The sequence below is a fragment of the Bacteroides sp. MSB163 genome, from assembly GCF_036416795.1.
In the GTDB taxonomy this organism is placed as follows: Bacteria; Bacteroidota; Bacteroidia; order Bacteroidales; family Bacteroidaceae; genus Bacteroides; species Bacteroides maternus.
Genome location: NZ_CP143867.1, coordinates 5,134,848 through 5,159,773, shown reverse-complemented (window position 1 = coordinate 5,159,773; position 24,926 = coordinate 5,134,848). Strand labels below are relative to the sequence as shown.

General features: G+C 42.9%; 20 protein-coding genes. 12 read left to right on the top strand and 8 right to left on the bottom strand.

Features of this window, described 5'->3' with window-relative positions; all coding sequences use genetic code 11:
- The 6 genes from VYM24_RS20160 to VYM24_RS20135 all read left to right on the top strand — a co-directional run bounded on the left by VYM24_RS20160 (position 1) and on the right by VYM24_RS20135 (position 4,092).
- Entirely contained in the window at positions 1-738 is a 738-nt protein-coding gene (locus tag VYM24_RS20160; protein ID WP_007217994.1) for a YebC/PmpR family DNA-binding transcriptional regulator, read from the top strand.
- Entirely contained in the window at positions 738-983 is a 246-nt protein-coding gene (locus VYM24_RS20155; protein WP_007213740.1) for a TIGR03905 family TSCPD domain-containing protein, read from the top strand. Before VYM24_RS20160 ends, VYM24_RS20155 begins: the two co-directional genes overlap by 1 nt.
- 130 nt (positions 984-1,113) lie before the next feature.
- Positions 1,114-2,376, top strand: coding sequence for an Nramp family divalent metal transporter (locus VYM24_RS20150; RefSeq protein WP_007213741.1), 1,263 nt, complete (start codon positions 1,114-1,116; stop codon positions 2,374-2,376).
- Positions 2,377-2,438: 62 nt separating this feature from the next.
- Complete coding sequence (locus VYM24_RS20145; RefSeq protein WP_291552990.1) at positions 2,439-3,203, top strand: exodeoxyribonuclease III; 765 nt, start codon at positions 2,439-2,441, stop codon at positions 3,201-3,203.
- A 15-nt stretch (positions 3,204-3,218) separates the two neighbouring features.
- Positions 3,219-3,680, top strand: a complete 462-nt coding sequence (locus VYM24_RS20140; RefSeq protein WP_044267191.1) for a C-GCAxxG-C-C family protein — start codon at positions 3,219-3,221, stop codon at positions 3,678-3,680.
- A gap of 211 nt (positions 3,681-3,891) precedes the next feature.
- A complete protein-coding gene (locus VYM24_RS20135; protein ID WP_007213746.1) occupies positions 3,892-4,092 on the top strand; it encodes a winged helix-turn-helix domain-containing protein in 201 nt (66 codons plus the stop codon).
- Positions 4,093-4,188: 96 nt separating this feature from the next.
- Here VYM24_RS20135 and pdxH read toward each other — a convergent pair whose 3' ends face one another.
- Positions 4,189-4,833: a pyridoxamine 5'-phosphate oxidase gene (pdxH, locus tag VYM24_RS20130; RefSeq protein WP_299088539.1), complete on the bottom strand. Its 645-nt coding sequence runs from the start codon at positions 4,831-4,833 to the stop codon at positions 4,189-4,191.
- A 47-nt stretch (positions 4,834-4,880) separates the two neighbouring features.
- Positions 4,881-5,816 carry a fimbrillin family protein gene (locus tag VYM24_RS20125; RefSeq protein WP_291552978.1) on the bottom strand — a complete coding sequence of 312 codons (936 nt, stop codon included), beginning with the start codon at positions 5,814-5,816 and terminating at the stop codon, positions 4,881-4,883.
- A 251-nt stretch (positions 5,817-6,067) separates the two neighbouring features.
- Between VYM24_RS20125 and lepA the strand changes: the two genes are divergently transcribed.
- The 5 genes from lepA to VYM24_RS20100 all read left to right on the top strand — a co-directional run bounded on the left by lepA (position 6,068) and on the right by VYM24_RS20100 (position 12,764).
- Positions 6,068-7,849, top strand: coding sequence for a translation elongation factor 4 (lepA, locus tag VYM24_RS20120; RefSeq protein WP_330940768.1), 1,782 nt, complete (start codon positions 6,068-6,070; stop codon positions 7,847-7,849).
- A 105-nt stretch (positions 7,850-7,954) separates the two neighbouring features.
- Positions 7,955-9,130, top strand: a complete 1,176-nt coding sequence (locus tag VYM24_RS20115; RefSeq protein ID WP_044267201.1) for a cation:proton antiporter family protein — start codon at positions 7,955-7,957, stop codon at positions 9,128-9,130.
- Between the two features lie 53 nt (positions 9,131-9,183).
- A complete protein-coding gene (gene nhaA, locus VYM24_RS20110) occupies positions 9,184-10,503 on the top strand; it encodes a Na+/H+ antiporter NhaA (protein WP_291552969.1) in 1,320 nt (439 codons plus the stop codon).
- A 168-nt stretch (positions 10,504-10,671) separates the two neighbouring features.
- Complete coding sequence (locus VYM24_RS20105) at positions 10,672-11,040, top strand: BlaI/MecI/CopY family transcriptional regulator (protein WP_007213754.1); 369 nt, start codon at positions 10,672-10,674, stop codon at positions 11,038-11,040.
- A 32-nt stretch (positions 11,041-11,072) separates the two neighbouring features.
- On the top strand, positions 11,073-12,764 hold the full coding sequence (locus VYM24_RS20100) for a M56 family metallopeptidase (protein WP_330940767.1): 1,692 nt from the start codon (positions 11,073-11,075) through the stop codon (positions 12,762-12,764).
- 95 nt (positions 12,765-12,859) lie between these two features.
- Here the strand turns inward: VYM24_RS20100 and VYM24_RS20095 are convergent, their stop codons facing one another.
- Genes VYM24_RS20095 through VYM24_RS20080 form a run of 4 tightly spaced genes read right to left on the bottom strand, consistent with a single transcriptional unit; the run spans position 12,860 to position 19,737 of the window.
- The gene (locus tag VYM24_RS20095; protein WP_291552963.1) at positions 12,860-14,176 is read right to left on the bottom strand and encodes a DNA recombination protein RmuC; all 1,317 of its coding nucleotides are present in this window, start codon (positions 14,174-14,176) and stop codon (positions 12,860-12,862) included.
- A 2-nt stretch (positions 14,177-14,178) separates the two neighbouring features.
- A complete protein-coding gene (map, locus tag VYM24_RS20090; protein WP_029328380.1) occupies positions 14,179-15,033 on the bottom strand; it encodes a type I methionyl aminopeptidase in 855 nt (284 codons plus the stop codon).
- A gap of 44 nt (positions 15,034-15,077) precedes the next feature.
- On the bottom strand, positions 15,078-18,497 hold the full coding sequence (locus VYM24_RS20085) for an AAA family ATPase (protein WP_330940766.1): 3,420 nt from the start codon (positions 18,495-18,497) through the stop codon (positions 15,078-15,080).
- Positions 18,498-18,519: 22 nt separating this feature from the next.
- The gene (locus VYM24_RS20080; RefSeq protein WP_044267217.1) at positions 18,520-19,737 is read right to left on the bottom strand and encodes an exonuclease SbcCD subunit D; all 1,218 of its coding nucleotides are present in this window, start codon (positions 19,735-19,737) and stop codon (positions 18,520-18,522) included.
- 221 nt (positions 19,738-19,958) lie between these two features.
- On the opposite strand from VYM24_RS20080, the gene VYM24_RS20075 reads away from it, so the two are divergent.
- A complete protein-coding gene (locus VYM24_RS20075; RefSeq protein WP_330940765.1) occupies positions 19,959-23,069 on the top strand; it encodes an ATP-binding protein in 3,111 nt (1,036 codons plus the stop codon).
- Positions 23,070-23,138: 69 nt separating this feature from the next.
- On the opposite strand, the gene VYM24_RS20070 is transcribed toward VYM24_RS20075, so the two are convergent.
- Both VYM24_RS20070 and VYM24_RS20065 read right to left on the bottom strand, forming a co-directional pair.
- Positions 23,139-23,840 carry a DUF4373 domain-containing protein gene (locus VYM24_RS20070; protein WP_330940764.1) on the bottom strand — a complete coding sequence of 234 codons (702 nt, stop codon included), beginning with the start codon at positions 23,838-23,840 and terminating at the stop codon, positions 23,139-23,141.
- 24 nt (positions 23,841-23,864) lie between these two features.
- Positions 23,865-24,227 carry an SH3 beta-barrel fold-containing protein gene (locus tag VYM24_RS20065; protein WP_044267219.1) on the bottom strand — a complete coding sequence of 121 codons (363 nt, stop codon included), beginning with the start codon at positions 24,225-24,227 and terminating at the stop codon, positions 23,865-23,867.
- Positions 24,228-24,926 lie beyond the last annotated feature (699 nt).

Below are 24,926 nucleotides of genomic sequence, written 5' to 3'. Positions count from 1 at the left end.
ATGGGAAGAGCATTTGAATATAGAAAAGCTGCCAAATTGAAAAGATGGGGTCACATGGCAAAGACCTTTACAAGACTGGGTAAACAAATTGCTATTGCAGTAAAGGCTGGTGGCCCGGAACCGGAAAATAATCCGACTTTGCGTTCGGTTATCGCTACTTGTAAGCGTGAGAATATGCCGAAGGATAACATTGACCGTGCTATCAAGAATGCAATGGGTAAGGACCAGAGTGATTACAAAGGAATGACTTATGAAGGATACGGTCCTCACGGTGTTGCTGTATTCGTAGATACGTTGACTGACAATACTACCCGCACAGTCGCTGATGTACGTTCCGTATTCAATAAGTTTGGCGGAAACTTGGGTACTATGGGATCATTAGCTTTCCTGTTCGACCATAAGTGTATGTTTACTTTCAAGAAGAAGGACGGCATAGATATGGAAGAACTCATTCTTGATCTGATTGACTACGATGTAGATGATGAGTTCGAAGAGGATGAAGAAGAAGGAACAATCACTATCTATGGCGATCCGAAGAGCTATGCAGCTATCCAGAAACATCTGGAAGAATGTGGCTTTGAGGATGTCGGTGGTGAATTTACTTATATTCCGAACGATACGAAAGAGGTGACTCCCGAGCAACGTGAAACTTTGGATAAGATGATAGAACGTCTCGAAGAGTTTGATGATGTGCAAACAGTTTATACCAATATGAAGCCGGAGGGTAGTGAAGAGTAATGAAGTATACTTATAAGACTCAAGGTACATGTAGTTCTCACATTGAATTGGAAATAGAAAATAATATAATAACGGATATTGCGTTTTGGGGAGGTTGTAACGGAAATTTGCAAGGTCTTTCCCGTCTGGTGAAAGGAATGTCAGTAAATGATGTGATTTCCCGTCTGGAGGGGGTTCGTTGCGGAAGGCGTTCAACTTCTTGTCCGGATCAGTTATGTAGGGCACTGCATGAAATGGGATTCTAACTAAATCCCTGTACTTTAAAAATATAGGTTAGCCCTCGGTGTTGTACAATGCCGGGGGCTTCTTTTTTGAACTGAAAGTGTGGCTCGCTTGTTATTATTTCGTAATTTTACGCCATTAAAAGAACGAACGATGAAAAATATTCTGAAAGATTTGAAACGTAGGGACCACAAGCGTTATTTGGGTGGTCTGGACGTTTTTAAATATATTGGTCCCGGATTGCTTGTTACAGTTGGTTTTATTGATCCGGGAAACTGGGCTTCCAACTTTGCAGCGGGTTCCGAATTTGGGTATTCCCTGCTTTGGGTGGTAACTTTGTCAACGATCATGTTGATTGTATTGCAGCACAATGTGGCTCACTTGGGCATTGTTACAGGTTTGTGTTTATCAGAAGCAGCCACAAAATATACGCCAAAGTGGGTCTCACGTCCTATTTTGGGCACTGCGGTGTTGGCATCCATATCGACTTCCCTTGCCGAAATATTGGGAGGTGCAATTGCCTTGGAAATGCTTTTTGATATCCCTATTATATGGGGAGCTGTATTGACAACCGTCTTTGTCGTCATCATGCTTTTTACGAATTCGTATAAGAAGATAGAGCGTTCCATCATTGCCTTTGTTTCCGTTATCGGATTATCCTTTATTTATGAGTTGTTCCTGGTGAAGATTGACTGGCCGATGGCTGTGGAAGGATGGGTGACACCAGCTTTTCCGAAAGGGAGCATGCTGATTATTATGAGTGTGTTGGGAGCGGTGGTGATGCCGCATAACTTATTCTTGCATTCGGAGGTGATTCAGAGCCATGAATATAATAAGCAAGATGATAGTTCTATTCGTAAGGTTTTGAAGTATGAGTTGTTTGATACGCTCTTCTCTATGATTGTGGGATGGGCTATCAATAGTGCTATGATATTGCTGGCTGCTGCTACTTTCTTTAAAAGCGGTATTCAGGTTGAAGAACTGCAACAGGCGAAGTCTTTGCTGGAGCCTTTGCTTGGAAACAGTGCTGCGGTTGTCTTTGCTCTGGCTTTGCTGATGGCGGGTATTTCATCTACCATTACAAGTGGTATGGCGGCGGGGTCTATCTTTGCCGGTATCTTCGGTGAATCCTATCACATCAAGGATAGTCACTCGCAGGTGGGTGTGATCCTTTCATTGGGTATCGCCTTGTTGCTGATATTCTTCATTGGCGATCCTTTTAAAGGGCTGTTGATTTCGCAAATGGTGCTGAGTATACAGTTGCCTTTTACCGTTTTCCTGCAAGTCGGGTTAACATCTTCGCGTAAGGTAATGGGGCAGTATGTCAACAGTAAATGGAGCAGTTTCGTACTTTACGCTATTGCAGGTATCGTGACCGTATTGAATATTATGTTGTTGATATCCGAATTGTCATAAAGCGGATACATTTGAACAATCAGGCTTCTGATATATAAGATATAAACTAAATAAACGATCATATGAAAATTATTACATATAATGTAAACGGGCTGCGTGCAGCTGTTAGTAAAGGTTTGCCGGAATGGCTGGAACGGGAACAAGCTGATGTTGTGTGCATTCAGGAAACTAAATTGCAGCCGGATCAATATCCGGAAGAAGCATTGGGTGCGTTGGAGTATAAGCATTATCTCTATTCTGCGCAGAAGAAGGGGTATAGCGGAGTAGCCATCTTGACTAAAAAAGAGCCGGACCATGTGGAATATGGCATGGGGATAGAAGAATATGATAATGAAGGCCGTTTTATCCGTGCCGATTTTGGCGATATATCTGTCGTAAGTGTTTATCATCCTTCAGGAACGAGTGGTGACGAACGCCAGGCATTTAAGATGGTGTGGTTGGAGAAGTTCCAGGAGTACGTGACGGAGCTGCGAAAATCATGTCCGAAACTTATACTTTGCGGAGATTATAATATCTGCCATGAACCGATAGACATTCATGATCCTATTCGTAACGCTACTAATAGTGGTTTCTTGCCCGAAGAACGGGAATGGATGACGCGTTTTCTGAATGCCGGTTTTATCGATACTTTCCGCTTGTTGCATCCCGAACAGCAGGAATATACGTGGTGGAGTTATCGTTTCAACTCCCGCGCAAAGAATAAAGGATGGCGTATTGATTATTGTATGGTGACCGAAACTGTTCGCCCGTTACTGAAAGAGGCGCGTATTCTGAATGATGCTGTACATTCTGATCATTGTCCCATGTTGTTGGATATAGAAGGCTAAAAAAGGGATAGGGTAATGTTTGAAGAAAGAATAGAGAAAGCGGTAGAGTTTTTTAAGAGTGGTTATAATTGTTCCCAGTCTGTGGTGCTTGCTTTTGCCGACATGTATGGATTTACGCAAGAACAGGCGGCGCGTATGGCAGCTTCCTTCGGTGGAGGTATCGGTCGTATGCGTCAGACTTGTGGCGCTGCATGCGGTATGTTTCTGCTTGCCGGACTGGAAACCGGAGCGACTGATCCCAAAGACCGTGAAGGAAAAGGGGCCAATTATGCAGTAGTACAGGAATTGGCTGCCGAGTTTAAGAAACGGAATGGCTCTACAATTTGTGCTGAATTATTGGGGTTGAAGAAGCCGGAAGGAGTGTCTACTCCCGAAGAACGCACCGACCAATATTATGCTAAACGTCCGTGTGTCAGGATGGTGGAAGAAGCTGCCCGTATTTGGGCGGAATATCTTGAAAACAGATCGTCTATTTAATGTAAACAAACCATCAGTTTCGCTTGAATGAATCATTCTTTTTGGTCTGACCTGCTGAAAAAATGCTCTTATTATGACATATAACATAAAAAAGCAGAGAATAATGTGTTATATAACATAAATATAACTATCTTTGCCGCTGAAATAAAATCTGAACCTCGCTAATGAGAGAATTTAGATTAAAGCATGTATAACTAAAAACAAAAGGAAAATGTTAAAAGAAAAAGCTGGTGAAACTGCAGGAAAAATTTGGAGTGCACTGAATGAGACTGAAGGTTTAACTGCTAAACAAATCAAGAAAGCAACTAAGTTGGTAGACAAAGATTTGTTCTTGGGCCTTGGCTGGTTGTTGAGAGAAGACAAGATCTCTACTCAGGAAGTAGAAGGCGAACTGTTTGTTAAGTTGGTTTAAGAGAGAGATTGACATTTATCTTATAAAAAGAAGCGTTGATACATTTATATGTTATCAACGCTTCTTTTTATGTTCCAGTCCATTGACAAGGGATGTTTAAGGAGCTAGTCTTTCCTGTTTCCAGCTACCATCTTCCTGAAGTATATACTGAATGCGGTCGTGCAGACGACTTTCCCGTCCCTGCCAGAATTCGAAGCGGGTAGGAGTTACGGCAAAACCACCCCAGTTGTCGGGACGTCTGATTTCATGTCCCGCCAGCTTGAAGACCTCTTTTACGAAAGCCCGCATAATCTCCATACGACTACTTATCACCCGGCTTTGTGGAGAAATTCTTGCACCTATCTTGCTTTTATAGGGTCTGCTGGAAAAGTAAGTATCCGATACTTGGTCGAGGCATTTTTCGGCTTTACCTTCAATATGTACCTGTCTTTCCAATTTGTGCCATACAAAAGAGAGGGAAATATATGGGTTATCAGCCAATTGTTTTCCTTTCCGGCTTTCATAATTAGTAAAGAATATAAATTTGTTGTGTTCCACTCCTTTCAGCAAGACGGTGCGTGTAGAGGGATGTCCCTCGGCCGAAACTGTTGCTACTATCATGGCGGTGGGTTCGTCCGCATTGTGGGCAATAGCATCATTCAACCATTCTTCGAATTGCTCGAAAGGATTGTCATTGATGGTGCATTGTGTCAATTTGCCTCTGGTATACTCTTTTCTGATTTCAGATATTTTAGTTTCCATATTTTCTACTTTGTTGTTGTATTTTGGGGATGCAAGAGCGATCTTTATTATTTCTGTGTCGGATAAAGCGGGTTACCGGATTCATCTACTTCGGTCCAGTCTTTGATACTGACATTAGGGAACGATACGGAATTTCCGTCTATAATGGCACTGAAGACGTACGAAAATCCTCCTGCCAGTTTGCCTGGAATGGGAATGCCTACGGTATAGGTACGTGGAGTCGTTTCTCCGTCTGCCAATATCTGTAGTGTCAAAGACATAGGATTGGTGGCTTTTGTCGGTAGAACGATGGCCTGCGTGAGAAAACCGTTTTTTCCCATAGTGAGCGGAGTAGTATCATAGGTGTAGGTGGATTCAATAATTCCAGTCTCTATATCGAGAGTGGCACCCGGAGTGGGAGGAAGTATACTTGCTGAAATCAGACTGTCCAGTTTTATACCGTCACCGGCTGATAAGTCTACTACGACCTGAGTGGCTACGTGCTGGAATACAATGGGCATGTGGATTTGTGAAGTTGTGACTTCTTGATCCAGATTTTCCCACCATAGATAGTCAATGCCATTCTTTAACGGAGCGGATATTCCATCTGTCAGGTCTGGAGGATAAACGGAGGAGTTTTCAGAAAACGCATACATATTATATGATCCGTTACTTAAATACATTTTGTAGCCTTTTAATCCGGTCAATACGCCTGCGGAAGTGGTTGAATACAAACCTTCGGCAAAAGGATCATCAAAATTCCTGTCTGTAGTTTCAAAGGCATAAATCTGACTTACCAGACCTTTAGGCATGGGCGACATGGATCTGGTTACTTTACGACTTTCGAGTGAAGCGGAAAAGGTGATGAGTGCATCTTCTTTCTCCGAAGGCTGACTGTTGTCGGATTCATTGTTTTCGGGCGATGAGCCATAAATGATAATCTCATTCTTGGAGCATCCGGCCAATAATAGGAGGGAACACGCAAAAATAATAAATTTTTTCATTTCAGTTATGCAGTTTAGGTTATTATGCATACATAACAGTGGGATGATAGAATAGTTTTAGGATATATAGACATTTACGCCCTCGGATATTGAATAAATCACTTTCAAAACCTCATATTTTTCATTATCTTTGCGCCCGCAAAAGGAGGCGAGCCCGTTGCGAGATATTACCATTTTGTTTTGCGACTGTACTACGAATTATTCAGCCTCATTTTGTAATATACTTATTTATAGATAGATAATTGTAGAAAATGAAGAATATACGTAACTTTTGCATTATTGCCCACATTGATCATGGTAAGTCTACTTTAGCTGACCGTCTGCTTGAATTTACCAACACCATACAGGTGACCGGAGGACAGATGTTGGATGATATGGATCTGGAAAAAGAGAGAGGTATCACTATTAAGAGCCATGCTATTCAGATGGAGTATACGTACAAAGGTGAAAAGTATGTTTTGAATCTGATTGATACTCCGGGACACGTAGACTTTTCGTATGAGGTTTCCCGTTCTATTGCCGCTTGTGAAGGTGCATTACTGATTGTAGATGCTTCGCAAGGTGTACAGGCACAAACGATCTCCAATCTTTATATGGCAATTGAGCATGATCTGGAAATTATTCCGGTCATCAATAAGTGTGATATGGCAAGTGCCATGCCCGAAGAAGTGGAAGATGAAATCATAGAATTGCTTGGTTGCAAGCGTGATGAGATTATCCGTGCTTCCGGTAAAACGGGTATGGGGGTAGAAGAGATTCTGGCTGCGGTTATTGAACGTATTCCCCATCCTGAAGGGGATGAGGAAGCGCCGTTGCAGGCTTTGATTTTCGACTCCGTATTCAATTCTTTCCGTGGTATCATTGCTTACTTTAAAATCGTGAACGGGGTAATCCGCAAGGGAGATAAGGTGAAATTCTTCAACACTGGTAAAGAATATGATGCCGATGAAATCGGTGTGCTCAAGATGGAAATGGTGGCGCGTCAGGAACTGCGTACCGGTGATGTGGGATATATTATTTCCGGCATTAAAACTTCTAAAGAGGTAAAGGTGGGAGATACGATTACTCACATTGTCCGCCCGTGTAAAGAAGCTATTGCAGGTTTTGAGGAAGTGAAGCCGATGGTTTTTGCCGGTGTATATCCCATTGAAGCGGAAGACTTTGAAGACTTGCGTTCCTCTTTGGAAAAACTGCAATTGAACGATGCATCACTGACCTTCCAGCCAGAATCCTCGTTGGCGCTAGGTTTTGGATTCCGTTGCGGATTCCTGGGACTGTTGCACATGGAGATTGTGCAGGAACGTCTTGATCGTGAATTCGACATGAACGTGATAACTACTGTGCCGAACGTTTCTTATAATATCTATGACAAACAAGGTCATATGTCGGAGGTGCATAACCCAGGAAGTATGCCCGATCCTACTTTGATTGACCATATTGAGGAGCCTTATATCCGTGCTTCCGTTATCACAACCACAGATTATATCGGCCCTATCATGACCTTGTGTCTGGGCAAACGCGGTGAACTGGTGAAGCAGGAATATATTTCCGGTAATCGTGTGGAGATCTATTACGACATGCCTTTGGGGGAAATTGTGATTGACTTTTACGATAAACTGAAAAGTATCTCGAAAGGATATGCCTCTTTTGATTACCATGCCAGTGGTTTCCGTCCGTCCAAGTTGGTAAAACTGGACATCTTGCTGAATGGCGAACCGGTGGATGCCCTTTCAACACTGACACATTTCGACAATGCGTATGATTTGGGACGCCGCATGTGCGAGAAGCTGAAAGACTTGATTCCGAGACAGCAGTTTGATATTGCTATCCAAGCGGCTATCGGAGCTAAAATCATTTCTCGTGAGACGATTAAGGCGGTGCGCAAAGACGTTACGGCGAAGTGTTACGGTGGTGACGTCAGCCGTAAGAGAAAGTTGCTGGAGAAGCAGAAGAGAGGAAAGAAACGTATGAAGCAGATTGGTAATGTGGAAGTGCCGCAGAAAGCGTTCCTTGCGGTGTTGAAATTAGATTAATATAAAAAAGCATAAAAGCTGATTCATATTAGTCCGGGGATTGTTCTCTTTCTGTAGGACTGTCTTGACAATCCCCTTTGTTTTGAAAATTCTAACTAATAATAAATGAGAAAAGTTCTATCATTTTCGGCCTTCCTGGTGGTAGGTCTCTTTATAGCGCAATATCTGCCTGCATGGTCAGGAAGTGATTATGGTACGGTGAAAACTGTATCTAATGTGTTACTGTATATTTGTCTGGGATTCATTATGATTAATGTGGGACGTGAGTTTGAGGTGGACAAGTCCCGATGGCAAACGTACGCAAAAGATTATTTCGTTGCCATGGCTACGGCAGCCATGCCTTGGTTTCTGATTGCTATTTATTATATTTTTGTTTTACTTCCGCCGGAATACTGGAATAGTTGGGAGGCATGGAAGGAAAACTTGTTGCTGAGTCGTTTTGCGGCTCCTACTTCCGCAGGTATATTATTCACTATGTTGGCTGCTATCGGACTAAAGTCCAGCTGGATCTACAAGAAGATTCAGGTGCTGGCCATCTTTGATGATTTGGATACCATCCTCTTAATGATTCCTTTGCAAATAATGATGATCGGACCCCGCTGGCAGTTGTTGGTAATTATCCTTATCGTCTTTCTGTTGCTTTCTTTCGGTTGGAAGAAACTGAGTAAATACAATATGCGGCAGGATTGGAAAGCCATTCTGTTTTATTCCGTTCTGGTGTTTGCCGCCACTCAATCGCTTTATCTTATTACAAAGAACTTATATGGAGAAGATGCCAGCATTCATATTGAGGTGTTGCTTCCGGCATTCGTTCTGGGTATGGTCATGAAACATAAGGATATTGATACAGCCTGGGAGCATAAAGCTTCGACTGGAATTTCATTTATATTTATGTTTCTGGTGGGTATGAGTATGCCCCCGCTTGTGGGAATTAGTCTCCCCGGCGATATGGGATTGAGCTCCATAACCGGTTCTCAGGAAATGATGCCTTGGGCATTGATTATTGTACATGTGGTTGTTGTATCGTTACTTTCCAATGTCGGTAAGTTGTTTCCGGTCTTCTTTTATCGCGATCGTAAATTGAGCGAACGTCTGGCACTTTCCATTGGTATGTTTACCCGTGGTGAGGTAGGAGCGGGAGTTATTTTTATTGCATTGGGCTATAATCTGGGTGGTCCGGCATTGGTAATTTCTGTACTTACTATTGTGCTTAATCTGATATTAACAGGTATATTTGTGCTTTGGGTTAAAAAACTGGCGTTAATGAGCTATCAGGAATAGCTCTTTAACGGTACCGGAGCATCCTTTGGAAATCTAATATTGAAATTGAATATATGATTATTCTACGTACTGTGAAAAACTTTTCGTCACTGAATGTAGTGGCGAGTATCTTATTGTTCTTGACAGCTATTCTGGCTGCGGTTGTGGCCAATTCTTCGCTGTCTTCTGTGTATCAGAACTTTCTGTTGCAGGAACTGCATTTACGTATTGGTGATTTTAACTTGCTTTCGCATGGCGGTCATAATCTGACGATGATTGAATTTATCAATGACTGTCTGATGACAATTTTCTTTTTAGCCGTGGGATTAGAGATAAAACGCGAGTTACTGGTAGGAGAGTTATCCTCTTTCAGGAAAGCTATTCTGCCGTTCATTGCAGCATGTGGAGGAATGATATTTCCGGTTCTGGTTTATTTTTTTCTGGTAACTCCCGGTACTCCTGAAACGCAAGGCATGGCTATTCCTATGGCTACGGACATTGCCTTCTCATTGGGAGTGCTTAGTCTGCTGGGCAAGCGCGTACCGTTGAGCCTGAAGATTTTCCTGACTGCTTTTGCTGTGGTAGATGATATTGGTGGTATTCTGGTGATTGCCATTTTTTATAGCTCCGAGGTTGCTTACGGTTATTTGATTGTAGCTGCCATACTTTATGCTTTCTTATATTATATGGGAAAGTTCGGTATGACACAGAAGATCTTCTTTCTTTTCTTTGGCATTATTATCTGGTATTTATTCCTGCAATCCGGCATCCACAGTACAATATCCGGTGTGATACTTGCATTTGTGATCCCCGCCCGTCCACGGCTGGATGCGGGTAAATATATCCGGCGTATCCGGGCTATTGTCAGCTCTTTCCCGGTGGTACAATCTGATAACATTGTATTGACAAACGAACAGATTGCTATATTGAAGCAAGTGGAGCGGGCTTCGGATCGTGTGATAAGTCCTTTACAATCTTTGGAGGATAACCTGCATGGAGCCGTGAATTTTGTCATTCTTCCTTTATTTGCTTTTGCCAATGCAGGAGTTGTTTTTAGCGGTGGCGGAGGAGTTATAGGAAATGTAGGTCTTGCTGTTGGCTTAGGTCTTCTTTTGGGTAAGTTTTTGGGAATTTATCTCTTCACCTGGCTGACTATTAAAAGCGGGCTTGCCCGTATGCCCGAAGGTATGAACTGGAAAAATATAGCAGGCGTGTCATTGCTGGGTGGCGTTGGATTTACGGTGTCATTGTTTATAGCCAATCTTTCTTTCTCCGGTGTTTATCCGGAACTGCTGAACCAAGCTAAATTCGGTGTGTTGTGTGGTACTATTATTGCCGGAATACTGGGATATGTGGTGCTGAATCAGGTATTGCCTAAGAAAAAGAAAGCATAAATAAGATATTTCTTCTCTTTTTCTATATATAATAAGGTGTATTGACTATCTACTAATAATATTAGTTAAACTACTTCTTTTATTAGTTGAATAACTAATAATATTAGTTGTTTGTTTAAAACAAATCTCTATCTTTGCGTTGTTCACTCAAATAAACTTGAAAATATTATGAAACGATTGACTGCTAAAGAAGAGGAAATCATGCAAATGTTCTGGGAACATGGTCCGATGTTTGTTCGTGAATTGCTGGCTTTTTATGAAGAGCCGAAACCTCATTATAATACCGTATCTACCTTAGTTAGAGGATTAGAGGAAAAAGGCTTTGTGAAATACAAGGCCTATGGTAACACGTACCAGTACTATGCGGCTGTTTCCGATAAAGAATATAAGCGTTCTGCACTGAATGACGTAGTAGCTCAATACTATAATAACTCTTATACCAATGTTGTATCTACATTTATTGAAGAAGAAGGTATGTCGGTAGACGAGTTAAAAGCGTTGATAGCAGAGATCGAAAGTAAAAAGTCGAACAGATAGAAATAGAGTTATACCCGGCAAATAAATAGATCATGGGAACTATATTGTTTTATATATTTGAGTCTACCTTATGCCTGACAATCCTGTACTTTCTGTTCAGATTGTTTTTCAGGAAAGATACGCTGTTCCGTACGAATCGTTTTTTGTTGCTGGTAGGAACGATGGCATGTATGTTACTTCCATTGCTGCAAATAGATGTTCATCAATATACAACTTTGCAGTTGCCAATAACTACTGTAAGACATTTATTGACTGAGAAGGAAGTAAATGTTCAAAGCGAAGGAGGAACGGGTGAAAAGCATTTGTCTGAAGAAGCAAGTCTTTTGATGGCAGAGAAAGGGGAGTGGATAGAGGGAGATCGTGCGAATGTGATTCATACTATTCCTGTGGTCTGGCTGTTGGGCGGTTGTTATTTTATCGGGGCTTTGATAGTGCTTGCTTTCCTCTTGCTTTCTACCATCCGTATGCGCCGGCTTATCCGGAGCTATCCTGCCTGTAATTACGGGAAATATAAGCTGGTCATCTGTCCGGAGAAGATGGTCTCTTTCAGTTGGGGGCATACAATTGTCCTGTCACAGGAGGATTACGAACGGAATCCCGGAGAAATCCTGTTGCATGAGCAAATGCACCTGCAACATAGGCATACATTGGATTTACTTTGGATGGAATGTATCGTTATATTCCATTGGTTCAATCCTGCCGCATGGCTCCTGATGCGTGAACTTCGTGAAGTGCATGAATATGAAGCCGATAATGGCGTTATTAATAGTGGCATCGATGCAACAGAATATCAACTCTTGCTGGTGAAAAAGTCCGTGGGCGCAAGGCTCTACTCTATGGCTTGCGGGTTCAATCACAGCAAACTTAAAAATCGTATCACAATGATGTTAAAAAGAAGAACAAACAATTGGGCACACTTGAAGCTGTTGCTTTTTGTGCCCGTAGCTACCGGAGCGCTTTATGCTTTTGCGCAACCGGAAGTGAAGAAAACAATGGAGCAGGCGATAAACACGCCTGTGAGTGTGAAACAAAATTCAGTTCAGGAGAGCGAATTGCAACAATTGGAGGCATTCTTCGAGCGCAAGGCAAAAGATGCTGTGGGTGGAAAGAAGGAGTATCGGATTGAGAAACCGACGGGAACTTTTTATAGTTTCTTCGTGAACATGAATAATAAGATGATGCTGAATCAGGAATTGATTAAAGAATATGATGTGGAAACCTTATCAGTCCGCCTTAAGGATATCTTGAGGAAAGAGTATCGGAAGGTTACGAATACGGATAAAAGACTGATTTCCGGTTTATTTGTAAGGTACGACCGTGGTTCGTCATCCACCGCTATCACTTCTTATCTGCGCACCATAAAAGAGGCTTATTTACAGGTTCGTGGAGAAATTTCCGGAGAATTGGGTGGAGTTTCCGAAGCTCGTTTAGATAGTTTGCTTCCTATATTCGTTTCTTTTGGAGAGCCTAAGACTTACAGTTCTAAATATAAGACAGCTTCGGATGTACTTTTACCCATAGAAGTATCTTTGTATCCGAAAGGAGGTACAAGCTCGGTGATAAAGAATCCTTCCCTTCAGGAATTGGAATTGAAGCTAAAGGATTACCAAACGATTGCCAACAGCGATGGATTATCAGTGGGACTGAAGTTTGATAAAGATGTTACTATGGGAATCGTGGAAGATGTGAAAGAAGTTATTCGGACAACTTTATCCCATAAATAATGCTTTACTGAATAAAAACATATACTCGGATTATAACGAAACAGCCGGCTTGTTCATGAACCAACAAGCCGGCTGTAAGTTTATAGCTGTATGTCTTATGTATCTTCGGGCAGTAGCCTTGCTGATATTCGTTTTTTAGGAGTCAGACTCATGTTACGCAGCAGTTCGGCCTGTCTTACCACACTGCCGTTGCCATCCGAAAGCTGGTTGTAAGCCTTGTCATAATCTCTTTGCAATCCGCTCAAATTGTCACCGATACGCAGGAATGTATCTGTAAATCCGGCAATCTTTTCGTAAAGCAATGTACCTCGTTTGATAATATCCTGCACATTCTTCACTTGATTTTCCCGTTTCCAGAGATCGAGGGAAAGGCGGAGCGCACTGATCAGATTGGTAGGACTCATCAATACCACCTTTTTATTATAGGCGTATTCCCATAGATTGGTATCCGCTTTGATAGCCGTCAGGTATGCAGCTTCGGTAGGGATAAACATCATCACAAAGTCCGGTGCTTTTGCATCATAATGCGAATAATCCTTCTGGCTGAGTTCATCCACATGCGCCCGTACCGATTGCAGATGTGCTTTCAGCCAGCGAGCCTCTTCCTCTTTGTTTTCGGCGGAATTGTAAGCGGCATAGGCAGTCAGGGATACCTTGGAGTCGATAATCATTTCCCGCTCATCCGGGTACCTGACAATAATATCCGGCTGCATTCTCTGGCCGCTTTCTTCGTTGGTCAGCATTTCACCCTGTTCGTTTTTCAGGAATTCCTGGCGGAAGTAATGTTCGCCTTCTATCAGGCCGGAAGCTTGCAGCAGTCGCTCCAGTATCATTTCCCCCCAGTTGCCCTGTATCTTGGAGTCACCTTTTAGCGCACGAGTCAGGTTGTTGGCATCTTCGCTGATCCGGTTGTTCAGTTCTACCAAATCTTTGATGCGTTCTTCCAGCGAGAAACGTTGTTTCGACTCTTTGTCATATACTTGTTCCACCTTTTCCCGGAAATCTTTCAGGTTTTCTCCCAATGGGCGGAGTAAATTGCTGAGATGCTCCGAATTCAGCTTGGTGAAGTCTTCTGTCTTGCTTTTGAAAATGCGGTTGGAGAGATTCTCAAACTCCGTGCTCATGCGTTTGTGCAAGGCTTCCGCTTCTTCAGTTTGCAATTTCAGACGTTCTTCCCATTGCTTCTGCTGCTCCGCCAGTCTCAGATTGAAAGATTTTTCCTGCTCCGCCAGGCGCTCGGCTGTGATGGTTTTCTCACGTGCAATCCGTTCTTCTACCGTACGATTCAGCAGCTCTTCCCGTTCGCGGGTAGCTTGCAGTTGTGCGGATAACGCGGCACTTTTTCGTCCGGCTATCAGATACCCTACGCCGGCACCTACTATAAGACCGATAATTAGAAAAACAATATCCATGCTTATTCAGTCAATATCTCGTTGCCGTTTTCGGTAATCAGAAGCATACTTTCCCATTGTGCCGATGGCAGTCCGTCGTCTGTGCAGACGGTCCATCCGTCGGCTTCATCAATGAAGACTTCGTAGGTTCCCATATTTATCATCGGTTCGATGGTGAATGTCATTCCCGGAACGATAAGCATACCTGTACCGCGTTTGCCGAAGTGCTCAACGTCCGGTTCTTCATGGAACTTAATTCCTACGCCGTGTCCGCACAGGTCGCGTACTACACTGTATCCGTTTTTCTCCGCATGTTCCTGAATGGCTGCACCGACGTCTCCAAGCCGTGCCCACGGCTGTGCCGTCTGTACGCCTATGTCACGGCATTCCTTTGCCACCTGTACCAGGCGTTGCATTTCCGGTTTCACTTCTCCAATCATATACATTCGTGACGCATCCGAGAAATATCCTTTATAAATGGTAGAAACGTCCACATTCACAATATCTCCGCTACGCAGGAACTCTTTCGTGCTTGGGATGCCATGACATACCACGTCATTGATACTTGTACATACACTTTTGGGGAAACCTTCGTACATGAAAGGGGCAGGTATTGCATCATGATCCGTTGTAAACTCATAGACCATGTGGTCAATTTCCGCAGTGGACATTCCTTCGCGGATGTTTGCGGAAATATAATCCAGCAGCGCGGTGTTGATTTTGGCACTTTCGCGGATACCCGCCAATTGTTCTTCGGTGCGCAATAAGTGGCGCGACGGTAGTTTATAACCTTCCTTTTTATAATGTTGAATCTTCGCTTCTACTTCGTCGGAATAGTTTTTAGGAGCAAACCGGACTCCTTTTATGAACTTCTTCATTGTCTTTTTCTATTAATAGTTGCTGCAAAAGTACACAATAATATTTATAGTGTCCTCACTGTTGTGATTTCACTTCTCGAATTATCAATTCGCTTCACCTGTATCTGGGTCTTGATCCGCTCGCGCAGCCCTTCTACATGGCTGATGATACCCACTTTCTTGCCGCCCATCTGGTGTAGTTTCTCCAGTGTGTCCATTACTGTGTTCAGATAATCACTGCTCAAGGTTCCGAAACCTTCATCAATGAACAATGTATCTACCGACAGGCTATGCCGGCTGAGTGAAGACAGACCAAGTGCCAATGACAAGGAAACCAGGAAACTCTCTCCACCGGACAGTGTACAGGCCGGACGTGCCGCACCTCCCTGATAGAAATCACGCAACAGAATGGTGAGCGAACCCGCCTGACATTCCAATTCGTAACGTTCGGTCAGGCGTTGCAGGTAGAAGTTTGCTCCATTGAGCAATTCTTTCAGTACAAAACTTTGGGCAATGTTCCGGAAGTTCTTTCCTTTCTCGTCACCAAAGTGGTGGCAAAGGCGATCCCATTTCAGGTAAACTTCCCGCAACTCGTCTGCACGTTTCTTCTCATCTTTTATCCGGGCAATGTTTTTCTCATTCTCTTCCAATTGGATTTTCAGTCGTAAGAGGGTCTGATTGCCTGCTGTGATCTTTTCATCCAAAGCAGTGATAAGGCTATCCAGACTTTCGAGGGCTTCTTCTTCCTCCATTTCCGGCTTCTTACTTTGGTGTTCTTCCAGTTGTCCGGTTGTGAGTCTGAAGGCTGTCTGTGCTGCCACTTCTTCTTCTCTAATCTTCTGTTGTCCGCTGCGCAGATATTCTATTTGCTCGTTGGAGTAGGAGGAAAGGGCGATGAGGCGTGCTTCGTCCATATCCGGATATGTGGTATAGAATGCTGTCAGGTTGGTTTGTAGCTCATCGAGATTCTTCCGGACAGACAGGATGTTCTGTTTCAGTCCGCCGGCTTCAGAATTCAGCGTATTCCAGGCCATTCCCAGATTCTTGATTTCCATTTTTTCCTTTGCCGGAAGATCCCTCCATTCGGGGAAAGCTGTGCAGATCAGTTCTTGGGTGGCGGATATGCTGCTCAGTTCTTTATCGATGAGGGCGATGGTAGCTTTTAATTCCGCTTGTCTGTTCTGTGCAAGTTTATAATGCCCTGCGGATTTCTGTAGGCGTTCGATAAAAGCGGTAGGGGAGGTCTGCCACTCGGTTTGCCAACCTTCCCAAAGAATCAGTGGGCTGACGCGTTCCAGCGTAGTACGGACAATATCTTTTTCACTTTCCGCCAGTGAATGTTTATTGGTGATATCGTTTTTCAGCTTTGTCAGATTCTTGTCGGCAGTATCAAATGCCTTACGGGCAGCTTCCACTGCTTTCTGGTACTCGTCTTTCAGATGTTGCAGCCGGGAGATATGGTTGGAGAGGGTTTGTATTTCATTCAGTTGGGTACTGACATTCTCCAGATTCTGTTTATTCTCTTGAAACAACTTTTCCAGTATTTCTTTGGTATTGTCGGAGATACTTGGAATAGAGCACCGACCACATTTCTCTTCTGCTTCCGTTCGGGCAGTATCATGAACTTTCCGCGCTTTTTCTGTTGCCAGACGGCTGCTTGCTATCATATTTTCATAGGTTTTGACTTCTGCCCGGTTACTGTTTAAAGCTTGTTCCGCTTCCTTGTATTCTTTCTCTTTTACTTCCAGCGATTGCCGGATAGGGGCAAGCATCGACTGAAAATCTTCGTCCTTGCTGAGCGCCTCTATCTTCTGGCCGCATACCGGACACATATCTCCTATAGATAGACGGGCACGGGCTTCTTTAGCCCATTCCTCCACAGCCTCTTTTTGTTTGTCATAAAGCTCTTTAAGGCCATCGTATGCTTTCTTTTGGGTGTTGAATTCGTTTTTAAGTTTCTCATGCTGGTTCTTGCCGGTTTGCAGTTTCGTTTCCAGTGATTTCTCGTTTTCCTCGGCAGTGGCAAGAGATGTCTTCTTTTCTTCCAATACTATCAGAGCATTTTGAGCTTTCTGCAAATTCTCCTTGATAATCTCCAATGTACTCTTCTTTTCTTGCAAGGCGCTCCGGTTCATGGAGTCAAGCTGCACATTCAGTTGGTTTATTTCCTGTTGCTTAATCTGATTCTCTTTGTTTTTCAGATTGAAGTCATTCTCTTTATTTGTGCGTTCCTGCTCTTGGGCAGGTTGTTGCCGGGTCAATTCCGCTATCTGTTTCTCGTAAATGGAGATACGGGAATGGGAGGAGAGCACCGCATTCAAATCGGTGATGATAGACTGGCTCTGTTCGAACATGGGCAGGAACGGGGCATGAGTTTGCAGATATTCTTCAGCAAGGATTAGTTTTGCCTGTTGCTCTTTCATGTTTTCCTTCAGCCAAATGCAGCCACTGCTGAGACGGATGAAATTCTGCTTCAAACTTTTGGTTTGTTCGGCATTGATTTCTTGTTGCCGCTGTTGCTGTTTGAAAGAGGAGAGCCAATTGCGGGCATCCGCAGTGTGATTCCAATCCTTTATCAGTAGCTCTTTCTGCCGGAAGTCATCCGATTGCAACAGTTCTTTCTTCACTTCCCAGATTCTCTGTTGGCTTTCTTGAGTAAGGGTGAGTTCAGTATTTCTTTTCAGCCAGTCACGTTTCAGTGCCGCTATGTTCTTTTGCCCGGTATTTCCGTTGATCTCGGTACTTAACGCAGCTATTGTTTCGTTAATTCCGGCCATTTCTTCTTCAGTCAGCACATGGATTCCTTCCAGTTTCCGGTTCTGATTCTCATAGTCTATGCGTTTTTCTTTCGTTATGGCATAAATTCCTGCACCTATTTCAGAATAAATTCCGGTACCTGTCAGTTTTTCCAGAATATCCGATTTTTCACTTTCTTTGCTTTGAAGGAATTTAGTGAAATCTCCTTGAGCCAACAGGGTGGTACGGCAGAATTGCTCGAAGTTTAGTCCTACGGCCTTTTGTATTTCCGCCTTGATTTCGTTTTTCTTGGTGATCTGGAGGTTGGCTTTACGGTTCTCCAAGGTCCACTTTGCATCCTGAATGGCACCGGATGCTTTCCGATGTGCACGGGCCACATACCATTTAGCGGTGTAAGGTATTTCATTTGAACCGATAAATTCCAGTTCTGTCCAAGCTTCATTGGTATTCCGGCGCATCAGTTGGCGGCTGTCGTTTATTGCCACATCTTCTTTTTTAGAAGAAAACATTTGTCCTACATCCCGGTACTTTTCATTTTCCGCACGTTCCATTCGAGGCGTTTCGTTGTAGAGTGCCAGACAAATGGCATCGAGTAATGTCGTTTTGCCGGCACCTGTTTCACCACAGATCAGGAACAGGGATTCTTCACTCAAAGGTCCGTTCTCAAAATCAATGACAGCATCTTCTATGGATGCCAGGTTCTTTATAGTCAGTTTTTGAAGTTTCATAGTTCACCACAGATTACACGGATTAGCGCAGATTGTTCTTTTCTCTTACTTTTTGCACGACACTGCTCATCAGTTCGCAGAGTTCTTCGTCCATCTCTTCTCCTTCTGCCTCCTGATAATAAAGTCTGGCTATTTCCAGCGGAGACATTTCCTGTATTTCCTGAATGGAGATGTGCCGGGCTACATCGTCTGAAGTCCGTTTTTCGCGGTTGGGCTTGATATAGCAGTATTTACAGTTTTTTCCTTTTACAGCATTCGATGCCCGTTCATTGCAATCGGGTGCCAGATAATCTTTTATCAGAACATTCAGGCGGATATAAGCCGGTTTGTCATCCGGATATTCTTCCAATAGCTTTATGGCTTCTTCGAAGACGACCGGTTCTTTGGGGAGGGTGATGAGTGGCGTTGGATTTTCTATTTCTATAGTTCTTATCTGTGGCTCTTCCCATCCTTTCATTTCAACGATAGATACGGAGTGCGGATAAGCTTCGTCGAAACTGACGGGTAGGGGGGTACCGCAATAGCGTGCATGCCGTCCGCTTCCTTTGATGTTCTGCGGGCAATGAATGTGTCCGAGTGCCAGATAATCGTATCCTTCGCCCATCGAACTGATGGGAACGTATTCTATTCCGCCCACAGTTTCGTCATGCCCCGTCCGGTCGCTGCCTTCTATGGAGAGGTGTGCCATTAATACAACAGGCAATCCTTCCGTATTTATTTTTCCTACTTCGTCCAGCAATGCCTGGAAGAAGCGTGCCTGCCGTTCTTCACGTGGTGTTTCAGTGTCCAGCATCGGGAAATTCTGTGGATAGACGTGGGGGACGGCAATGATATATCCTTTCAGTATTGTTTCTTTGTCTCTTACTTCCACGATATGTTTTTCCAGATTCACCTCTTCCCGGGTGCGTTCGATGTTTCCTACGACTTTCACGCCAAAATGGTTCCATAGACTGCTGTCTATTTCCAGTTTAGAACTGCTGTCGTGGTTTCCGGCAGTTACCACAATCGTCATTCCGGGACATGCTCTGTGAATTTCGAGCATACCATCCGTGTACATCTTTTGGGTGGCTGCCGATGGGGTGGAGTAGTGATAGATGTCTCCGCTCACTACCATAGCATCCGGCATTTCTTCTGCTACAATGCGGGTTAGTTGTTGCAAAAATGCTTGTTGCTCGTGGCTGCGGTCATAATTATATAATGTATGCCCCAAGTGCCAGTCGCTGGTATGAAGTATTTTCATGATTCTTCTGTTTAATGCTTTCAAAAGTACGCAGAATATGGAAGATACGCAATCCTCTTTAAAAATCTCTTTTCTAAAAGCTGGGAATTGTCTGATTTTTAATTAGTTTTGCACTATAATTTTTCTGTAATGTAGACCTTTGATTCCTTATGCGGTAAAGAATGGATACACTTATAGAGCAAACTATAACTTAGATGAAATATTTGCAAATAATAATCAGAGTGTTTATTATATTAGTTGTCTTTCTTTTAAATACTGTTAATGTATTTGGCGAAATCTCTTCAGTATTTAAACCAGGGAATGAAGGTAGAATATTGATTCTTAACGCATACAGTGGATCTTCCCGGTGGAGTAACGACTTCATTATCCCTATTTATAATTCTTATCAGCATAAAAATTCTCCTTATGTAGTGGATGTGGAGCACATGGGCAGTCAATTTTTGCATTTACAAAATGCAGAAGAATTATTGGAATATACAGAAAATCTCTTTGGAAAATATGCAGACAATTCTCCAAAACTCCTGATTCTTTTAGGTAGTGCTTCCTGGGGGTTGCTGAGAGATGATATAGAAAAACAATGGAAAGATGTCCCTGTGATTCTTTGTACGGAGATGGATTACGTTGGTCCGCAGGAGGCTTATCTGGAGAGGCGCGCCATTCCGGTAGAAGAGAGAACTCCCTTGAAAGATTATAAAGGAAATTTGTCGCTGACCGTATTCCATGTACCTGCATATCTCAAAGAAACAGTTTCGCTGATGCAGGATTTGATGCCTGAAATGGATGAGTTGATATTTCTGTCGGATGCCCGGTATATAAGTGCCCAATTCCGTTCGGATTTGAAAGAGATTGTGAGCAAGGACTTTCCCGAACTTGAAATAAAGGATTATGTTGCCGGGGTAATGACTACCGATGCATTGGCGGATTCATTGAGCCATGCAGAGGCAAACAGCGGAGTTCTCTTTTGCTCATGGTATCAGGATACTCAAAAAGGGAATGTCGTATTAACCAATAATATTTCCAGAATTCTGAGCTATTATTCCTCTTCACCTATCTTCTCATTAGATAATACCGGATTGCAGCGGAACGGTCTGGTAGGCGGCTATTTCTTTGATGAAAAAACTGTTGGAAGAAAAGTGGTTGAGATCACCAACGGTGTTTTATCCGGTGTCAACGAGAAAGGAGCCCGTATCGTAGACTGTGGTATGCCTACTCCCATGTTCAACTATTACGATCTTATGGAAGCCGGATTGTCGCCTGGTTTGTGTCCTCCCAATTCAGTTTTTTATATGATGCCGCCCTCTTTCTGGGAGCAACATAAATATAGCGTCATAATTGCCATTGTAGTCATCATGCTCTTGTTTATGTGGCTGCGGATGGGGTGGCTGTCCAGAGCAAGAAAAAAGCAGGAAGAACAGATCAGACTGATGACCAGTTATCACAGTTTGTTTGAGAATATGCCTATCGTTTATTTGAAACAGAAACTGATTTACGACTCTGCGGGAAAGATTGTGGACTATATCACAGTGGAAGCCAATCCACGTTTTGAGAAATACTTCAAATCCATGGGTGAGGTTATCGGCAAAAAAGGAAGTGAGGCGGATCCTAAAGGTTTTGAAAGGATGTGCCACCTCTATAGCATGGTTACTTCCACTCAAAAGGAACTTTCTTATCAATACTATTACGAAAATATAGGTAATTATTTCAATGTGATTCTGACGCCCTCCAAGCATAAGGGATTCATTGATGTTTTCTGCGTAGACAATACCGAACTGGCCGAGACACAACAGATGTTGCGTTCCGCTAATCACAAATTGTCAATGTCGCTGGATGTTGCGAATATCGTTCCCTGGAAATGGGACCTGGAGAAGGGTACCATGCTCTGTGATGTGAACCGTCCGGTGGAGCTTAGCCATGACGATAGCATGATGAACGAAGATCAGCTTTCCGTACCCGATTACCAATATTTTGCCAAAATCTGTAAAGAAGATAGGGAACGGGTAAAGAAAGCCTATAAGGAACTGACGGAAGGTAATGTTTCTAAGATTAAGGAAGAATATCGTGTGATAGTCCGCAAGAATGGAGTGGCGCGTTATGAATGGGTTGAGGCTCAGGCCACGGTTGATAAGCGGGATGAAAAGGGCAATCCGATTACTTTGATCGGTTCTTCTCTCGTGATCACCGGGCGAAAGAAAATGGAAGAAGATCTGATTACGGCAAAAGAAAAAGCGGAAGAATCCAATCGTCTTAAATCAGCTTTCCTGGCTAATATGAGCCATGAAATACGTACCCCGCTCAATGCTATTGTCGGTTTTTCCAGTATTCTGGCGGATGCGGAAGAGCCGGAAGAAAAAGAAGAATACATCAATATTATCGAGAACAATAATACCCTGTTGTTGCAACTTGTAGGAGATATTTTGGATCTTTCCAAGATTGAGTCCGGAACACTTGAGTTTGTCTATTCCGATATAGATTTGAATGCCTTGTTTCAGGAGTTGGAAGAATCCGCCCGGCTCCGCCAGAAAAATGATGCGGTTGTCATCCGATATCTGCCGGAAATGCCGGATTGTTTTGTAAACATTGAGAAGAACAGGCTGACGCAAGTGGTAACCAATATGATGAATAATGCTATGAAGTTCACCCCCAGTGGAAGCATCACTTTTGGTTATCATCTGAAAAATACTGATTTTCTCTATTTCTATATCACGGATACGGGATATGGAATTGAAAAAGACAAGAAAGATACTGTGTTCGGTCGTTTTGTAAAGCTTGATTCGTTCTCGCAAGGCACAGGACTGGGACTCTCTATTTGCCAAAGTATTGTAGAGAATCTGGGTGGTGAGATTGGTGTGGAATCGGAACCCGGCAAGGGTTCTACTTTCTGGTTTACTCTTCCTTATCGTCCCGTTGAGCTCAAATCGGTGAGGGAACAGAAAGAGCACCGGTTGAATAAAGTGGAGAGCAAACTCACAGTTCTGATAGCTGAGGATAATGAGAGTAATTTCCTGTTGTTCGAATCTATCCTGAAGCGTCAGTACAACATTCTCCATGCCTGGGATGGGGAAGAGGCGGTAGAGCTATTCAAGAAATACAACCCCCATCTGATATTGATGGATATCAATATGCCTAAAAAGACCGGTTACGAAGCTACACAACTTATACGCGAAATGTCGCCGACGGTTCCGATCATGGCAGTAACTGCTTATGTCTATGCCGAAGATGAAGAACGCATTCTGAACAGTGGTTTTGATGCGTATACTTCTAAACCTATCAATGCGCAGAAGCTGCAAAGTGATATTGTGGACTTGCTTAAGAAGCAGCTGATATTTATGTAGGATGATCAGGGAGAGGTATGTTATAATTAGCTTATACTTGCAAAGTATAAGCTAATTATGATCATCTACTTAATTTTGCAACAACTTCAGAATATATTTTCCGGGCATCACAATCCGTGCTTTCATCTGTGGCGAATTGTTGATGTCATAGATGATTTTCCATATTTTGCCACCCAGTCTTCCGAAATCGGTTAGCCTGAGGATGGCATTTTTTTCTTTTAAGGATGTCACTTTTTGCCGTTCCAGTTCTTCTATCAATCCTTCGTAGTTATGTGTCTGCTTATTGAGCGCATACTCCGGTGGAACAAGAAGAATCTCCTCATTCTTCCTCGTGTCTCCTTGGGGAGATATAGAGGGGATTGTTTCATTCTCTTTATTCTCTTTGTTTATAGCTAAAGCGTTGCTTGCCTTGGCATCCCTGATTTTCTGTTGGTTAGCCAACCCTCCACGACGGCCTGACTCTCTTTTTGCGTCCTGTTGGGCGTCCCATGGTTTCATGCGCAGTGTGAGTCCGGGCGATGAAAAGCTTGTGCCGTTTATCTCGAAGAGTGCATAGTCGTATATGATCCGCTTCAGGGTGGTTACCGTAACTCTCATTTTCTGTGCCAGTATGGGCAATACTCTTAAGTCTGCCTTATATCCGTCCTGTAATCTTAGAAATTCCAACAGCATCCAGTAGATGCCATACCCTTTCATTCCTTCTTTTTGCATCATTATCATCATTTTAAAGTTGTTGCCTGCATTGGCATCATGTAATAGATATGAGTCCATAATTTTTGATTTTTCGTTTTTCATTTAAATCATCGGTTTCCATTCCAGGAAGTTCTCAATCTGGAACGTTCTCCATCCCTGTTGCTCTATATCCCAGTACACTACATGGTTCTGAATACGCTCGATGTCGTATTTGCGGTGGAAATCGGCTTCGTAATGTATCAGTGTTCCCCTTCCCATGTAAAAATCTCCATTTTGTTTTCGATAGGCTATCAGTGCGCATCCGTATGGCATGTAGGCAGTTAATTGTAAAATACGTCGTGCTATCCATGCGATGGTTTCTTCGGATAAGTCCGTTTCCTGTCTAATCAGTTTTCTCCATAGATTTTCCACTCTTTCGTCTTTCGTTACATACTTTTGTTGGTGTCCCAACGTTTGTTTCTTCATTTTAATAAATTTACTAGTTTATAAATAGTTAATAATCAGTTGTCTGCGATGGCTACACCCTTTGCTTCGGATGGCTACACCCTTTTGTGGTTAGGGCTACACCATCCTGGTGAAAGGGTGTAGTCCTTCCACAGTCAGATTGATGGGGCAAAGTTATGCCCTTTCTTTGTAGTAAACTATCAATGATTTATTATTACATCATAGCCGTAAGGATCCAGGTGTTCCGTATCTTCCTTTTGTATCACGGCCCACACTTTTTCGATTTCAGTGTTTAAACTACTGTATTTTAAAGGAATATGTTCTCCTCTTTCATGCTTTCGCATCATTTCTAAACCGTATATCCATTCTATTAAATCGCTGATTGTTTTGATTCCCATGCACTCAAAACCACCTAATTTGAAATGTCTCAGATAACCTATATAAAGGTGAGTATTATCACCATAATATACCCGAAGTGGCAATAGACTTTCATCTATAACACTTGTTCTGTTTCGTTTCTTACTTTGGCTTTTCTTTTGATTTTCAGACTTGTACGATTTACTTCTCAGCTGATTCCCGTTCAGTTTCCTGTTTTTTTAAATTCTGTCATGACTTAAATGATTAATTAACCGTTAGGTAATATTAACGTGGTTAAAAAATGCGAAAGTAGATGATTTAATTGGAATGGGGGAGGAAATAGAGAGGAAAAATGATAGATAA

Bases quoted from the DNA above. Each gene is read 5' to 3' on its own strand.
- VYM24_RS20160 (WP_007217994.1), top strand. From the start codon at position 1: ATGGGAAGAGCATTTGAATATAGAAAAGCTGCCAAATTGAAAAGATGG.
- VYM24_RS20095 (WP_291552963.1), bottom strand. From the start codon at position 14,176: ATGGATATTGTTTTTCTAATTATCGGTCTTATAGTAGGTGCCGGCGTA.
- VYM24_RS20150 (WP_007213741.1), top strand. From the start codon at position 1,114: ATGAAAAATATTCTGAAAGATTTGAAACGTAGGGACCACAAGCGTTAT.
- VYM24_RS20155 (WP_007213740.1), top strand. From the start codon at position 738: ATGAAGTATACTTATAAGACTCAAGGTACATGTAGTTCTCACATTGAA.
- VYM24_RS20135 (WP_007213746.1), top strand. From the start codon at position 3,892: ATGTTAAAAGAAAAAGCTGGTGAAACTGCAGGAAAAATTTGGAGTGCA.
- pdxH (WP_299088539.1), bottom strand. From the start codon at position 4,833: ATGGAAACTAAAATATCTGAAATCAGAAAAGAGTATACCAGAGGCAAA.
- VYM24_RS20100 (WP_330940767.1), top strand. From the start codon at position 11,073: ATGGGAACTATATTGTTTTATATATTTGAGTCTACCTTATGCCTGACA.
- map (WP_029328380.1), bottom strand. From the start codon at position 15,033: ATGAAGAAGTTCATAAAAGGAGTCCGGTTTGCTCCTAAAAACTATTCC.
- VYM24_RS20140 (WP_044267191.1), top strand. From the start codon at position 3,219: ATGTTTGAAGAAAGAATAGAGAAAGCGGTAGAGTTTTTTAAGAGTGGT.
- lepA (WP_330940768.1), top strand. From the start codon at position 6,068: ATGAAGAATATACGTAACTTTTGCATTATTGCCCACATTGATCATGGT.
- VYM24_RS20115 (WP_044267201.1), top strand. From the start codon at position 7,955: ATGAGAAAAGTTCTATCATTTTCGGCCTTCCTGGTGGTAGGTCTCTTT.
- VYM24_RS20065 (WP_044267219.1), bottom strand. From the start codon at position 24,227: ATGAAGAAACAAACGTTGGGACACCAACAAAAGTATGTAACGAAAGAC.
- VYM24_RS20085 (WP_330940766.1), bottom strand. From the start codon at position 18,497: ATGAAACTTCAAAAACTGACTATAAAGAACCTGGCATCCATAGAAGAT.
- VYM24_RS20080 (WP_044267217.1), bottom strand. From the start codon at position 19,737: ATGAAAATACTTCATACCAGCGACTGGCACTTGGGGCATACATTATAT.
- VYM24_RS20145 (WP_291552990.1), top strand. From the start codon at position 2,439: ATGAAAATTATTACATATAATGTAAACGGGCTGCGTGCAGCTGTTAGT.
- VYM24_RS20105 (WP_007213754.1), top strand. From the start codon at position 10,672: ATGAAACGATTGACTGCTAAAGAAGAGGAAATCATGCAAATGTTCTGG.
- VYM24_RS20125 (WP_291552978.1), bottom strand. From the start codon at position 5,816: ATGAAAAAATTTATTATTTTTGCGTGTTCCCTCCTATTATTGGCCGGA.
- nhaA (WP_291552969.1), top strand. From the start codon at position 9,184: ATGATTATTCTACGTACTGTGAAAAACTTTTCGTCACTGAATGTAGTG.
- VYM24_RS20070 (WP_330940764.1), bottom strand. From the start codon at position 23,840: ATGGACTCATATCTATTACATGATGCCAATGCAGGCAACAACTTTAAA.